Consider the following 14,565-nt stretch of genomic DNA (forward strand, 5'->3'; position numbering starts at 1 on the left):
GGCGCACAGGGAGCCTGGGGCGGGGGCTCCCCGCGCGGGGGTTCAGCCGGGTTCGGCCAAAGCGTGGGCATGGGCGGCGGCTTGCGCCTGTGCCCATGCCCACGTACGTGCTCCGCGGTCTGCTGTCAGTGCCTCAGCCGACGCGCGTGAGCTTGGCGCCGAGGCCCGGCTCCGCGAGGTCCTTCTGGAGCGCGACGGGCACCTCGACGGCGCCGTCCTTGCCGTCGCCGACGCTCAGGACACCTACTTGGGTGCCGGCCTTCGCGGAGTGCGGAACCGTGCTTCCGGCCTTGTCGCCGAGCTTCAGCTTCACGGTCAGGCCCGACCAGCCCGCCGCCTTGACGTCCTTGGTGGCGACGACCGGGGTCGTGCCGCCCAGACCGTCGTCGACCTCGCCGACGACATCGCCCTTCTTCACGATCGTCTTCGCCGTGAGCGCGCCCTGGCCGGCCTCGATGAGCTTGCGGGTGACGCCGGTGACCTCGTCGATGTTGGCCACGCCGTTGTCGCCGTACTGGCCGAGGGCGGCACCGATGATCGTGCGGGTCTGGCCGCCGACCTTCTTCTCCGCGGCGAAGAGGATGTTGCCGCCCGCCGCGGTGGTGGTGCCGGTCTTGATGCCGATGGCGACCGTCGGGACGAGCCCGAAGAAGTTGTTCTGCTTGTCGCCGTTGAGGTCCTTGTAGCTGGGCTGGCGGGAGATCTCGTTGAAGACCGGGTCCTCCATCGCGGCCCTGCCCAGCTTCACGAGGTCCTCGGCGGTGGAGACGGTCGTCTTGTCCAGGCCGCTGGGGTCCGTGTAGTGGGTGTTCTTCATGCCGAGTTCCTTGGCGGTCTTGTTCATCTTCGCGACGAACTCGTCCTCGGAATCGCTCTTGGTGTCCCAGCGGGCGAGCAGCTTGGCGATGTTGTTCGCGGACGGCAGCATGACCGCCTGCAGCGCCTCGTACTCGGTGATCTTCTGACCCTCGGTCACCTTGACGACGGACTCGTTGCCCGCCTTGCCCGTCTTGTAGTGCTTGGCCGCCGCGGCGTCGACCGGGATGTCCGGACCGGGGTCGCCACCCTTCTTCAGGGGGTGGTCGCGCAGGACGAGATAGACCGTCATGACCTTGGCGATGCTCGCGATCGGCACGGGCTTCTGGTCGCCGGACGTGCCGAACGTCCCGATGCCGTTGACGTCCATCGCCGCCTGGCCCTCACCCGGCCACGGCATGGACGGCTTGCCCCCCTCGAAGGAGACGGTCTCCTTCGCGGTGAGCGTCAGGGTGGGCGTCGGCAGGGGCCGCACGGCCTGTACGACCGCAAAGACGATCACCAGGAGCAGCACCAGCGGCGTCCAGATCTTGACCCTCCGCACGGCGGTGCGGACGGGGGTCTCCGGAGGCGGCGGCGTGTTGGTCAGCTCGGCGAGGAGATCGAGCGGCGGCCGCGGGGGAAGCGGCTGCTGGGTGGTGCGCTCGGGACCTACGTTGGCCTTCTCGGGCGCGGACGCCTGCTCTGGCGTGGGCGCCTTCTCTGGCGTGGGCGCCTTCTCTGGCGTGGGCGCCTTGGCTCCGGGGGGTGTGGCTGCCGGGGGCTTCGGGGCGCCGTCCAGGGGCTTGAGCGCGACGAACTTGCTGGTGCGCTCAGCGTCACCCTCGGGCTTCGCTTCGGGCTTTGCGTCCGGCTTTGCGTCCTGCTTTGCGTCCGGCTTCTTGGCCCCGGGCTTGTGGTCGCCCAGCTTGAGCATGGTGGTCGGCTGGTCGACGGCCTTCGGCGACACCGCCTTGAACACGGCGGTGGCCTGGTCGACACCGCCGGTGGGGGCGTCGTCGCCGGAGGGCTTTTCGCCGGTGCCGGATTCGGTGCCGGATTCGGCAGGGGCGTCGGCCGAGGCCTTGGGGGCGCTGTCGGCGGGGGCGGGGGTGCCGGTGGTCTTGGCCTCCCCGGAGCTCTTGCCACTGCTCTTGCCGCCGGAGGGCTTGTCGGCTTCGGCGGCGCTGGGGGCGGCGGCTGCGGCTGCTGTTGCGGCTGTGGCTGTGGCCGCCGAGGGGGCGGGGTCGGCCTTGGGCTTGGCGTCCGGTTTGGGCTTGGCGTCCGGCTTGGGGTCGGTGGACTTGGCCTCCGGCTCGGGATCGGAGGGCTTGGCGCCCGGCTTGGGGTCGGTGGACTTGGCCTCCGGCTCAGGGTCAGAGGGCTTGGCGCCCGGCTTGGGGTCGGTGGACTTGGCCTCCGGCTTGGGGTCGGAGGGCTTGGCGCCCGGCTTGGGCTCGGTGGACTTGGCCTCCGGCTCGGGGTCGGAGGGCTTGGCGCCCGGCTTGGGCTCGGTGGACTTGGCCTCCGGCTCGGGGTCGGAGGGCTTGGCCTCCGCCCTGGGGTCGGCAAGCTTTGCGTCAGCCTTGGGGTCGGCGGACTTGGCGCCCGCCTTAGGGCCGGCAGGCTCAGCGGCAGCCTTGGGCTCGGCGCGCTTTGCGTCCGCCACGGGGTCGGCAGGCTTTGCGCCAGCCGTGGGCTTGGTGGCTTTGGCATCCGTCTTTAGGCCGGCGGGCTCAGCGGCCGCCGTCTGCTCGGCGGACTTGGCGTCGGCCTTGGGCTCGGCAGGCTTGGCGTCCGCCTTGGGCTCGGCAGGCTTGTCGTCCGCCTTAGGGCCGGAAGGCTCAGCGTCAGCCGTGGACTCGGCGGGCTCAGCGCCCGTCTGAGGGCCGGCAGGCTCAGGGTCAGCCTCGGGCTTGTCAGGCTTGGCGTCTGCCGTGGACTCGGCGGACTTGGGGTCGGCAAGCTTCGCGGCAGCCGTGGGCTCCGCGCGCTTTGCGTCTGCCATGGGCTCGGCGGCGGCGCGGGAGTTGCCCGTGTTGCCGGAGGGGCCGTCCTCGTCCCCAGCTCCGTCGGCCTGCTCGGGCTCATCGGCGGCGTCAGAACCAGCCGCGCCCGCAGGCTCGGAGGCGCTGTCGACGCCGGCGGCCGCGTCCCCCGGCTCATCCGCCGCCTCGGTGGTGGCACCGGCACCGGCACCATCGGCGTCGTCCGCGTCTTCCTCGTCAGCCGAGTCACCTGCGGAGACGTTCGCCTCCGCAGGCTGGCCGGACACCCCGGACCCGCCAGAACCGGCGGCCTCCTCCGTGGACGGGGAATCGCGCTTCTCGGCGCCCTCTGCAGCCGTCTCCGCGGCCCCGGGGGTCTCCTCGTCCGCCGAGGCCACCCACGCCGCCACAGCGGCCCGCAGGCGCGCGTCACCGGGCTCGGCGGCCTTGGTGCCCTTGGCCGGCTCCTCGGCAGCCGCCGAGGACTCCGTACGCTCCTCCGGGCCGGAGGCCACGGCTCGCGTCGAGAAGACCGCCGTCGCCTGGTCCTCCCGCGTCTCGTCCCGCGTCTCCTCCCGCGCCGCGGGGACCTCTCGGGCCACCGCGAGGCGCGGGTCGCGTTCATCCGGCGCCGGTGCCGGCACGGACGGCTTTGCCCCAGTCGGGTTCCCCGACGACTTCCGCTGCTTCGACCTGTCGGGGGTCTCGCCCGCCACCGATGCCTCCTCGTACGCCACGCCGCTCGCGTTGCCGTTGCGCCAAAACACGGCCGGACCCGCTGTCCGAACCATGTACCAGTGTCCTGTGTGGGGGCTTAACCCCCGTGGTAGACGAGAACGACATACCTACTGGTTCCCGTACTTACCGGTCACGCACTCTCGACAGACCAATGTGAGAGGGGTCACCCTGTCATTCATCCACGCGGGGAGGCATGGATGGGCAAGAGCCGCAGAACGATTCCGGAGGAGCTTCTGCTGCTCGCTTTGGACCCGGCCACGGGTACCACAGCGCAGCCGCAGTCGCTCGACCTCGGTCTGGCCGGAGCACAGCTAGTGGAGCTGGCGCTGGCCGGACGGATAGCCCCAGACGGGGATCGTATCGCCGTGGTGATGCCACGGCCGACCGGAGATCCGACTCTGGACTCCGCACTGGAACTGCTGCGCAGGCGCGGCAGCCCGGTTCGGGCGGTCCACTGGATTGGCGGGCCCCGACTGGGGCTGCGCCAGATCTACCTCGCGCACCTGGAGCGGTGCGGCATGGTGCATGCCGTATCGGGCCAGATGTGCGGAGTACTGCCGACGACTCGCTACCAAGCGACGGAGACGGCAATCAGCCGGGACATCAGGTCCCGGCTGGACAGCGCGATCCGCACCGGCGTACCACCGGACCCGCGGACCGCGGCGCTCGCCGCGCTCGCTCACGCAGTGGGACTCGGCAAGCACCTCTACCCCGGCAACGAAGGGCGTTCATCGCGCTCCCGTCTCCGGGACCTGATCAGGCACGACCCGATGGGCGGCCTCGTGGCGCACGCCGTGATGGACGTCCAGAACGGCGTGGCCGCTCAGCCGCGCCGCAGCCCGGCCCCAGCGGGTCCGGGTGGGCCGGGTGGACCAGGTGGACCAGGCGGTGGCCGACAACCGGCCAGGACCGCGCCGGAACCCGGCGGGGTTCCGATGCAGCCGCGCCGCGGATCCATGGCACGTGCCGTGGCCCACTGAGTCACGGGCATCAGCACCACTGCGACACCGCACCACCGCACCACCGCACCACCGGCAACAGCAACGCCGCACCGCAGTCCCCCAGACCCGGTTCGGGAGCCGCTGGGCCGCGCGGGGCACTGGCACCGGGACGTCCGGACGACGACACCGGTACCTCCGCCCCGCGCGGCCGCACGTCGTGGCGCCGTGCGTCCGGGCCGCACCCCTCACACCAGTCCTCACGTCCACTCCGTGTTCGTGTCGCATTGCAATGCATTGCAATGCAATGCGGTTCGCCATTCACATCCGCTGTTTCCCAGCGGTGCGCGACACGTTGGTGGCACTCTGCTGAACAGCAGATACGCAAAGTAGAGGCATGTAGTCGGAGGTGCACGTCCGTGGCGTCCAGTGTCAATCCCACCGTCAGGCGACGCCGGTTGGGCCAGGAGCTCCGCAGGCTCCGCGAGCTCAAGGGCATGACGGCCGAGGAGGTCGCCGAGCGCCTGCTGGTCTCGCAGTCGAAGATCAGCCGCCTCGAGAACGGCCGCCGTTCGATCAGCCAGCGCGATGTACGCGACCTCTGCGGGGTCTACGAGGTCGAGGACCACCGCATCGTCGACTCGCTCATGCAAATGGCCAAGGACTCACGCCAGCAGGGCTGGTGGCACTCCTTCGGCGACATTCCGTACAGCGTCTACATCGGCCTGGAGACGGACGCCGCTTCCTTGCGCGTGTACGACCCGCAGGTCGTCCCCGGCCTGCTCCAGACCCGGGCGTACGCGGAGGCGCTGATCACCGGCGCGCTGCCGGAGACCACGCCGACGGACATCGAGAAGCGGGTCCAGGTCCGCGTCCGCCGCCAGGAGCGCATCAGCGCCCCGGAGAATCCGCTGCGTCTGTGGACCGTTCTCGACGAGTCCGCGCTGCGCCGCGTCGTCGGCTCCCGGCATCTGATGTGCGACCAGTTGGAACACCTCGTAGAGCAGTCCCAACTGCCGCATGTGACCGTCCAGGTGATTCCTTTCGAGATGGGCGCGCACCCGGGCCTCAATGGCCAGTACGCGATCCTCGAGTTCCCGGACGCCGCGGATTCCAGCGTGGTCTACATCGAGGGCGTCACGAGCGATCTCTATCTGGAGAAGGCGAACGACGTCCAGCAGTACAGCGTGATGTACGAGCATCTGCGGGCACAGGCCCTGAATGTGGATCAATCACGCCAACTCATCGCAGACATCGCGAAAGAGTACGCGCGCTGAGGCGTACGCCTCGTATGTGACGTCCGGGGCGGATGAGCGCCGCACGGTACACCTCCCCCTCGGCGAGGCGGAAGACCCCACTGGAATATGCCATCCGGTCGAGTGAACGCTTCCTTCACTCGGCGATGTTGGCGAGTAGCGTCATTCACGCCATCGAGCAACATCCGTTGGCGCAGCCGCTCTTGGCGGTGACCGCAACTCAACAACTGGGCAAACCGGAGTAACCATGGCAATTCATCAGGGCGCTACGAATACGTGGGTCAAGTCCTCGTATTCCACGGGAAACGGCGCGTGTGTCGAGGTCAAGTCGCCGATTGCGTCGGCGATTTCGGTCCGCGACTCGAAGGTCACCGAGGGCCCCGTCCTCGCCTTTCCCTCCGACTCATGGCGCGCGTTCGTCTCCGAAGTCGGCCGGGAGAAGTAACGAGAGACCGACAATTGCATAAGCAGAACCGATTGAGCCCTCTCGACTGGCCCGCCGTCCCGGCCGAGGGGGCTCGGCCTTGCACCGGCCCGACCATGGGCAAGCTCGAAGTCGCCTAACGGAGTTGATCGACGTACGCGTCCGTTCCCGGCACCGTGGGAATGAACGGCGCCACCAGCTCCACCCTCCCCAGACCCGACTCCGCCACCGCGTCCACCCGCCCGGCGAAGTGCTCCTGCCAGCACTCACTCGGATCGGCCTGGAGGAACCAGAGCAGCGTCAGCCTGGTGTCGACTCCCTCGACCTGCTTCACGTACGTCATCCGGTCACCCGGCAGCGGAGTCGGCCGGAAGATGGTCACCATCGCGGCGGGAGACCCCGCGAGGGCGCGCGGCAGCTGCCCGGCCCGCAGCCACTCCAGCAACTCGGCGCGCTGGTCGCCCGTTTCGGCGTCGATGACTTCGAGCACGAGGCCCTGGTAGGGGTGGTCGAGCGCGTGGAAGTCGCGGGGCCCGGCGGCTCCGTCGCGGTAGACGGTGGCCTCGTGGTCCTGGAAGGCCGTGAAGACGTGCGTGCGGTCCTGGTAGACGCGGCCGTCGCGGTTGAGGCGTTTGTTGATGCCGACGGTCCACTTCATGTGCTCGTCGTAGCGGCCGTCGGTGACCCAGTACGTGGAGAGGTAGCAGCCCGCGGTCACGGGCTGGGCCACCGCCGACTTCTCGGGCAGACGCAGGAGTTGGAGCTCCCGGGTGGCCACCCAGCGGCGGCCCGCGTACATCCAGGGCATCGCCATCGCGCCGGCGTAGTAGTGATCGTCCTCGTACCAGCGGTTGTACGCGTACTCATGGCCCGGGTGCGGCTCGACCATGGTGATCAGGGCGTGGCCCGGGTGCACGCCGTACGGTCCGACGCCGGCCAGTTCTCCGTACGCCGCACTGCGGGTGTCCTCGCTCATGAGTCTTCCTTCCTCCGGTGGACGCCCATACTCTGACGCCCCGTCAGCAAAACTGCCAGAGCCGGGAGGCGCCGCATGCGCTCGCTCCTCGAAGGAAAGACCGTCGTCGTGTCGGGAGTCGGCGCCGGCCTCGGCCACCAGGTCGCGGCCGCCGTCGTACGGGACGGGGGCAACGCCGTGCTCGGGGCGCGCACGGAGGCGAACCTCGCCAAGTCGGCCGGCGCGAGCGACCCCGAGGGCACGCACACGGCGTACCGCCCGACCGACATCACCGACGAGGCCCAGTGCGAGGCACTCGCGGACCTGGCGCGCGAGCGCTTCGGGCGGATCGACGCGGTGGTCCATGTGGCCGCCTGGGACAGCTACTTCGGCGGGGTGCAGGACGCGGACTTCGCCACCTGGCAGCAGGTCATCGACGTCAACCTGCTCGGCACGCTGCGGATGACGCGGGCCTGTCTGCCCGCGCTCAAGGAGCGGGGCGGCTCGGTGGTGTTCATCGGCACGCAGTCGGCCGTCGCGGCTCCGTCGCAGGTGCGGCAGGCGGCGTACGCGGCGTCGAAGGGGGCGCTGACGTCGGCGATGTACTCCCTGGCGCACGAGGTGGGTCCTGACCGGATCCGCGTGAACACGGTGCTGCCCGGCTGGATGTGGGGCCCGCCGGTCGAGGCGTACGTCCAGTTCACCGCGCACACCGAGGGCGTGCCGGAGGAGGAGGTGCGGGGCCGCCTCGCGGCACGGATGGCGCTGCCGGACCTGGCGACGGACGGGGACGTGGCGGACGCGGCGGTGTTCCTGGCGTCGGACATGGCGCGGGCGATCACGGGCCAGTCGCTCCTGGTGAACGCGGGAGAGCTGATGCGGTAGGCGCGGCTCGGCTCGACTCAACTCAACTCAACTCAACGGTCGACGGCTGTACGGGATTTCGGTCCCGTACAGCCGTTTTTTGCATGCCCGGGAGCCACGAGTTCCCCGGCTACTACGGTCAAGTATATGAACGAAGGTCAGCAAACAGAACGATTTTACTTGCTCTTGACCTCACGGGCGGTTGTCGGCAGCGCACGCCCGAACCCACGATGAGCGGGCACTTCAAGGCCGCCCACGTCCGTATGTCACGAAACTGGCGAAGTGCACGGCATTTCAGCGCAGTTCACAAGGCGGACCCCTGGAGGGGGCACATGAACAGTCTCGACTGGGCCGTGCTCATCGGCTACTTCGGCATCATGGTCGCGATCGGCGTCTGGTCCCACAAGCGCGTGGACAACGTGAGCGACTTCTTCACCGCGGGCGGCAAGATGCCCTGGTGGCTGTCCGGCATCTCGCACCACATGTCCGGCTACAGCGCGGTGATGTTCACCGGGTACGCGGGCATCGCGTACACCTACGGCGTCACGTCCTTCATCACCTGGTCCTTCCCGATCGCGCTCGGCATCGCCATCGGCTCGAAGCTCTTCGCGCCCCGCATCAACCGGCTCCGCTCACGGCTGCACGTGGCATCGCCGCTCGAATACCTCAAGAACCGCTACAACCTGAAGACACAGCAGGCCCTCGCCTGGTCCGGAATGCTCCTGAAGATCGTGGACGTGGCGGCCAAGTGGGCGGCCATCGCCACCCTGCTGTCCGTCTTCACCGGCATCTCGATCAACCAGGGCATCCTGATCACCGGCGTGATCACCGCCATCTACTGCACCATCGGCGGCCTGTGGGCCGACGCGCTCACCGAGCTCGGCCAGTTCATCATCCAACTCCTGGCCGGTATCGCCATGTTCGTAGCTGTGGTGTCGAAGCTCGGGCCGCACGGCGGCTTCTTCGGCGTCTGGGACGAGCCCGAACTCCAGGGCCACGCAGAGCCGTTGGTCGGGCCGTACGGGACGATCTTCCTGCTCGCGTTCCTCTTCATCAAGCTCTTCGAGTACAACGGCGGCATGCTCAACCAGGCCCAGCGCTACATGGCCACGTCGAGCCCCCGCGAGGCCGCGCGCTCGGCACGGCTCTCGGCGATCCTGTGGCTGGTGTGGCCGGTCATCCTCTTCTTCCCCATGTGGATGTCCCCGCTCCTGGTGGACGCGAAGAAGCCCGACGGCTCCGACTCGTACGCCCTGATGACCGAACAGCTGCTGCCTCACGGCCTGTTGGGCCTGGTCATCGTCGGCTTCTTCTCGCACACGATGGCCATGTGCTCCTCGGACGCCAACGCCATCGCTGCGGTGTTCACGCGGGACGTGGCGCCGGTGCTCTCCCGGCAGGCAAGGCGCTGGAACGAACGCTCGGGCCTGCTCGCGGCCCGTCTGACGACGGTGATCTTCCTGGGGCTCTCGATGGCGGTGGCCACCCAGGTCAACTCCCCCACCTTCAAGGACATCATCACGGTCGTCATCAAGTGGGTGGCGGGCCTGATGGGCCCGATCGCGATCCCGATGATGCTGGGTCTGCTGCGCACGTTCCGCAAGTCCGGGCCGACCGCGGCGCTGACCAGCTGGTCGATGGGGCTGCTCGCCTTCTGGCTGGTCAACTACCCGATCAACTGGAGCGTCGAGGGCGGGGTGCCGCTGGAGTACCAGGTCTCGATCCCGCTGGCGGTCTCGCTGGTCCTCTACATCCTGGTCGGCTATCTGAGGCCGGAGGACACTCCGGAGCGGGACGCGATCATCGAGAAGATCAATACGGATGGGGATGGCTCCGCCGGTTCAGCAGTTGTTCCGCCCCCGGCCGAGGCGGCGGACGAAGTGGTGGCCCCGCGCGGTCCGTTGCCGTAGATCACCGGCTTCGCCGAGTTCGTCCTCAAACGCCGGACAGGTTGATAACTGCCTGTCCGGCGTTCTTGCTCACCTCACGCCCGCGGATACCTTGCGAGCCACCCCGGCGACGACACCGCCGGCCCGTGCAGCGCGGGCCCCTGTGTCATCTCCATCGCGAAGTCGTCCGCCAGCTCAAGGATCGTGGCCCGTCCCTCCAGCTCCGTGAGCCAGCCCGGAGGCAGCGCGGTCTCGCCGTGCAGCGCGCCGAGCAGTGCCCCGCACAGGGCGCCCGCGGCAGCCGACGCGCCCCCGTGATTGACGGCGAGCCGCAGCCCGTGCCGGATGTCCTCGCCCACGAGAGCGCAGTAGACGGCGGCGGCGAGCGCGCCCTCGGCTCCCCCGTCGCCCATCAGTTCCTCCACCCGGGAGGGAGTGGGCATCCCCTGCCGCACGGCTCCCAGGGCGTGTTTCAGCGCGTCGGTCACGGGCTGGTGGCCGGGCCGGGCGGCCAGCAGGGCGAGCGCCCGCTGGATGGCTCCGTCCAGGGACTCACCGCGGGCCAGACCGTGCACGAGGACGGTGTGCGCGCCCGCGGCGAGGTAGGCGGTGGGGTGCCCGTGCGTCTGTACGGCGCACTCCACGGCGAGCTGGAGCACCAGTTGCGGCTCCCAGCCGACCAGGAGCCCGAAGGGAGCGGACCGGGTGACGGCCTCGGCTCCCTGTTCCTCCGGGTTCTTGGGGGCTTCGAGCGTCCCCATGTGCTCGTCCCCGAGCCCGACCAGACAGGCGCGGGCGGGCGAGCGGCGCGAGTAGAGCCACTCCTCGCGGGCCAGCCACCCGTCTTCCTTGCGCCGCTCGTCGGGGCCCCAGTCGCTCTGGGTGGCCGCCCAGCGGCGGTAGGCACGGTGCAGATCGGTGGGCGGATGCCAGGCGCCGGTGTCGCGCCGCACCTGGGCGCGTATGAGTCCGTCGACCGTGAAGAGGGTCAGCTGCGTGGCGGCGGTGACCGCGCCGCGCCTGCCGTGGGCGGGGGCGGGTTCGGTGAGCCCCTCGGCGCCGTGGGCCTCCCGTATCCCGTCGAGGCTCAGTGAGTCGACGGGCGCGCCCAGCGCGTCCCCGACGGCGGCCCCGAGCAGCGTGCCCCGGACCCGGCTGCGGAAGTCCTGCTGCTCGGCGCGGCCCCAGACTCCGGTGGCTGCTGCGGTGCTCACGGCACCTCCTCTCGTGGCTCGCCCCCTGCACTTCTGTGCGTCTTCTGCGCAGCACTGTAATCGACCGAGAACGGTCGGTTCGGGGTCGATGCGATATCTAAGGAGACGCCCTTCAGATCACTTTTGACCGGCCTTCACCAGGGCTTTCATGGATCTCCGCAGACGCTCACCGCTGCCGGAAAGCGTCCCTGGCCGCGGTCACCCTGGCCAGGCGCGGCGCCAGGCGGGTCCGGTCCGCGCCCGGGGCGCGCACGATCTCGGTGAGCAGGTCGGCGAGTTCGGCCAGGTCGTCCCACTCCACTTCGGGCGCCGCCGCGGTCAGTACGCGCTCCAGGCTCGCGTCGAGCGCCGGCCAGTCGGCCAGGGCCGCGCCGGACACCACGTACAGACAGTCGCGCGCGCCGGGCCGCGGGTCCTCTGCCTGCCAGAGGCGGGTGGCCTCCTGCCACAGCGGGGCTGCGGCACGCACCCCGTCCGCGCCGCTCGCCGCCAGAGCCAACGCGAGCGCCGCGTACGCCGCGTCCTGCGCGCGCAGCGTCAGCGCCGCCTCCCGGGCGCGGTTCCACTGACCGGTCATGCGGTACGCCTTGGCCAACTCCTCGGCGTCGTCCGGGTTCCCGCCGGGAGCCTCGGCCTTCAGGACGTCGAGCGCCCGCTCGGGACGGCCGGTCCACATGTAGACAGCGGCGGTCTTGCGGCGCACCCAGTCCGGGTCGTAGCCGATCTCGGCGTAACACGCGATGTCGGCCATGGCCTGCTCCCAGTGCCCGGTGGCAAGCCGGGTCAGCGCACGGACGATGACCGCCCAGCCGTTGCCCGGCTCCGCCTCGATGGCACGGTCGAGGTCCGCCGACGCCTCCTCGTAGTGGCCGAGTCTGCGCAGCACCGAGCCACGCATGACGCGCGCCAGCTGGTTGCCGGGGTCGATTTCGAGGACACGGTCGAGACCGGAGCGGGCCTCCTCGTACCGCTTCAGGTCGTTCAGCGCCGCCGCGCGCTGGTACAGGACCCACTCGCTGTCGGGCCACAGGACGCTGGCCCGGTCGGCGTCGGCGAACGCGCGCTCGTGGTCGGAAAGGCCCCGGTGCACGTTGGACCTGCGGGCCAGCGCCCAGGCGTTGGACGGTTCGAGTTCAACGGCCCGGTCCAGGTCGGCCAGCGCCTCCTCCCGCCGCCCGAGGTCGTCCAGTGCCGCTCCGCGGCTCGCGTACGCCGAGGCGTACGTATCGCTGAGGCCGATCGCCCGGTCGTACTCCGCGAGAGCCTCCTCCGGCCGCTCCGCGGTGCGCAGGGCGTCACCCCGCTCGCAGGCCACGAACGCCGACCGCGGGGACACACGGGCCGCGCGGTCGAGGTCCGCCATCTGCTGCGCGTGCTCCCCGCGGGAACGTCGCAGCCGCGCACGGCGCGCCAGTGCCCACGCGTACTCCGGGTCGAGTTCCACCGCCCGGTCAAGGTCGGCGAGCGCCGCGTCGTCCTGTCCCAGGCCGGAGCGTGCGACGCCCCGGGACGCCCAGGCGAACGCGTCCGACGGATCGATCCCGATCGCGCGGTCCAGGTCACGGACCGCCTCCTCCCAGTGGCCGAGGACGCGGTGGGCTTCACCCCGGTCGTTGAGGGCCTGGGCGTCGTCCGGCGTGATGGCGAGCGCCAGGTCGAACTCACCGACCGCGGCGGCGAATTCCCCTTGCAGGGCCCGGGTCACCCCCCGGCCGTAGTAGGCCCGCGCCAGCCGCGGATCGAGGCCGAGAGCACGGTCGTACTCGGCCAGCGCCTGGTCGTACGCCCCGCTGTTGCGAAGGTCGCGACCCCGCAGCATCCGCGCGAACGCCTGCCCGCCGGCAGCGAACCCGGCACGGTCGGCGAGGAGCCCCAGGGCGTCCACGCACGCGTTCGCGCTCAGCGCGGCCGTCAGGTCCCGCCCCCACCGCCCGGCCGCCGCGGCGTCGGCGTCCTCCCCGGCGTCCACAAGCACCCGCGCCCAGCGCCGCGCCACGACCTCGCCCACGTCACACGCGTCGACGACGTCCCGCAGCACGACGGGCAACGCCTCCCGCTCCCCCGCGCACAGCAGGTGATACGACTCCGCGAGCCGCAGCTCCCGCCACGGCTCGTCCTGCCACAACTCGGCGGCGTCGCGCCCCGCCGCCGCTTCCGCCCGCCACCCGCCGAACGTCCCCGCAAGGCGAGCGTGCGCCTGCGCCCACCCCCGCGGCGACCCCTTGCGCTGCGACCGCAGCATCGGCGCCCGCACCACATCGTGGTACTGCACCCGATCACCCCGGTCGCTCACGAACGGCAGCCCCCGCAGCCACCCGAAGAGCCCCGGCACCTCGGTCTCCGCACAGACCCCCTCCACCGCCGCCCGGAACACATCCGCGTCAAGGCGCCTCGGCAGCGCGCACGACAACGCCACCGCCCTGCGTACGGGGTCCCGCTCCCACTTCAGGAAACGCTCCACAGCGGTGGCGCTCGGGTCGCCGACGTCGTCCGGGGCGGCGGGCCTGCCCTCGGCGAGGGTGGAGACCAGGACGGGCAGGCCGCCGGAGAGCCGCAGGACCTCCTCCACCACCGGCTCCGCCACCACTCCCTTTCCGGCGAGCAGCCCCCGTGTCTCCAGCTCCGTGAAGGGGCCGAGCGGCACGTCCATGACGAAGTCGCCGTAGCCACCCCACCTGGCCGCGTCGAAGGGCTGCTGGCCCGCCGTCACCACGACCACGTTGGCGGGCAGCGCGCCGTGCCGGTCGGTGAGCATCACGTCGTGCAGCCAGCCGTCCAGGAACGGCGCCGTCCTCTCGTACGTGTCGAAGAAGAGGACGATCCACGGCGTCCCCTTTCCCGCATCGGCGAGTTCGTTCAGGAGGACCGGCGTGAGGACCCGCTCCGGGGAGAGGACCAGCTGGACGTCGTCCTGGTTGCTGAGGCGTGCGCTCAGACCGGCGCGCAACCGGTCGGCTCCCATGGCGAGTTGGCCGGGGTCGACCGCGCCCGCGAAGGCGCCCACGCCCGGGATGAGCCCGAGGCCCACCAGGCTCGCGCGAGCCGCGGTCATGCTGCCCGTCGAAGGCGCGGGCACCGCCAAGGGCCCAGGCTCCGGACCCGGGTCGGGCAGCACCGCCGCCGAGACCGACTCGGCTTCGTGGCGGCGCTCGCGGTGGGTCGCCAGAAGCCGGGTGAGTTCCTTGCAGCGGCGGCCCTGCAGGGCGAACTGTGAGCTGATCGCCGCCATCGCCTCGGGCACGCTGCCCACGGCCTCGTCGACGTACGCGGTCAAGGCGCCACGCTCACGGGCCAGTTGCTCCCACTCGCGCACCAGCGACGTCTTGCCGACACCGCCGATCCCGTGGACGTGGAACAGGAAACGGTGCCGGTCGTCGGCCGCCGGCACGTCGAAGTTGGCGCGGAAGGCGTCGAGTTCACCTGTGCGTCCGACGAAACCCGCCCGCCTCCGGCGGCGGATCAACTCCTGCATGGACGGCTGCTGAGCCCCCGCCGACGCCACCA

Annotated in this window: 9 protein-coding genes; 5 read left to right on the plus strand and 4 right to left on the minus strand. The window is 70.6% G+C overall.

The window, feature by feature from the left end; all coding sequences use genetic code 11:
* Positions 1 to 133 precede the first annotated feature (133 nt).
* Complete coding sequence (locus ABXJ52_RS15810) at positions 134 to 3,550, minus strand: D-alanyl-D-alanine carboxypeptidase (protein ID WP_367042921.1); 3,417 nt, start codon at positions 3,548 to 3,550, stop codon at positions 134 to 136.
* Positions 3,551 to 3,718: 168 nt separating this feature from the next.
* On the opposite strand from ABXJ52_RS15810, the gene ABXJ52_RS15815 reads away from it, so the two are divergent.
* From ABXJ52_RS15815 to ABXJ52_RS15825, 3 genes are all read left to right on the plus strand, one after another.
* The gene (locus tag ABXJ52_RS15815; protein ID WP_367042923.1) at positions 3,719 to 4,501 is read left to right on the plus strand and encodes a GPP34 family phosphoprotein; all 783 of its coding nucleotides are present in this window, start codon (positions 3,719 to 3,721) and stop codon (positions 4,499 to 4,501) included.
* A gap of 377 nt (positions 4,502 to 4,878) precedes the next feature.
* Positions 4,879 to 5,736, plus strand: a complete 858-nt coding sequence (locus tag ABXJ52_RS15820) for a helix-turn-helix transcriptional regulator (protein WP_367042925.1) — start codon at positions 4,879 to 4,881, stop codon at positions 5,734 to 5,736.
* A 226-nt stretch (positions 5,737 to 5,962) separates the two neighbouring features.
* Positions 5,963 to 6,160, plus strand: coding sequence for a DUF397 domain-containing protein (locus ABXJ52_RS15825; RefSeq protein ID WP_367042927.1), 198 nt, complete (start codon positions 5,963 to 5,965; stop codon positions 6,158 to 6,160).
* A gap of 115 nt (positions 6,161 to 6,275) precedes the next feature.
* On the opposite strand, the gene ABXJ52_RS15830 is transcribed toward ABXJ52_RS15825, so the two are convergent.
* Entirely contained in the window at positions 6,276 to 7,115 is an 840-nt protein-coding gene (locus ABXJ52_RS15830; protein ID WP_367042929.1) for a hypothetical protein, read from the minus strand.
* Positions 7,116 to 7,190: 75 nt separating this feature from the next.
* Here ABXJ52_RS15830 and ABXJ52_RS15835 point away from each other — a divergent pair, with 75 nt between their 5' ends.
* On the plus strand, positions 7,191 to 7,979 hold the full coding sequence (locus ABXJ52_RS15835) for an SDR family oxidoreductase (RefSeq protein WP_367042932.1): 789 nt from the start codon (positions 7,191 to 7,193) through the stop codon (positions 7,977 to 7,979).
* Positions 7,980 to 8,290: 311 nt separating this feature from the next.
* Positions 8,291 to 9,868 carry a sodium:solute symporter family protein gene (locus ABXJ52_RS15840; RefSeq protein WP_367042934.1) on the plus strand — a complete coding sequence of 526 codons (1,578 nt, stop codon included), beginning with the start codon at positions 8,291 to 8,293 and terminating at the stop codon, positions 9,866 to 9,868.
* 74 nt (positions 9,869 to 9,942) lie between these two features.
* Here the strand turns inward: ABXJ52_RS15840 and ABXJ52_RS15845 are convergent, their stop codons facing one another.
* Positions 9,943 to 11,061 (minus strand): ADP-ribosylglycohydrolase family protein, encoded by a 1,119-nt coding sequence (locus ABXJ52_RS15845; RefSeq protein WP_367042936.1) that lies wholly within the window; start codon positions 11,059 to 11,061, stop codon positions 9,943 to 9,945.
* 166 nt (positions 11,062 to 11,227) lie between these two features.
* The gene (locus ABXJ52_RS15850) at positions 11,228 to 14,533 is read right to left on the minus strand and encodes a tetratricopeptide repeat protein (RefSeq protein ID WP_367042938.1); all 3,306 of its coding nucleotides are present in this window, start codon (positions 14,531 to 14,533) and stop codon (positions 11,228 to 11,230) included.
* Positions 14,534 to 14,565 lie beyond the last annotated feature (32 nt).

The sequence above is a fragment of the Streptomyces sp. Je 1-332 genome (assembly GCF_040730185.1).
Classification (GTDB): Bacteria; Actinomycetota; Actinomycetes; order Streptomycetales; family Streptomycetaceae; genus Streptomyces.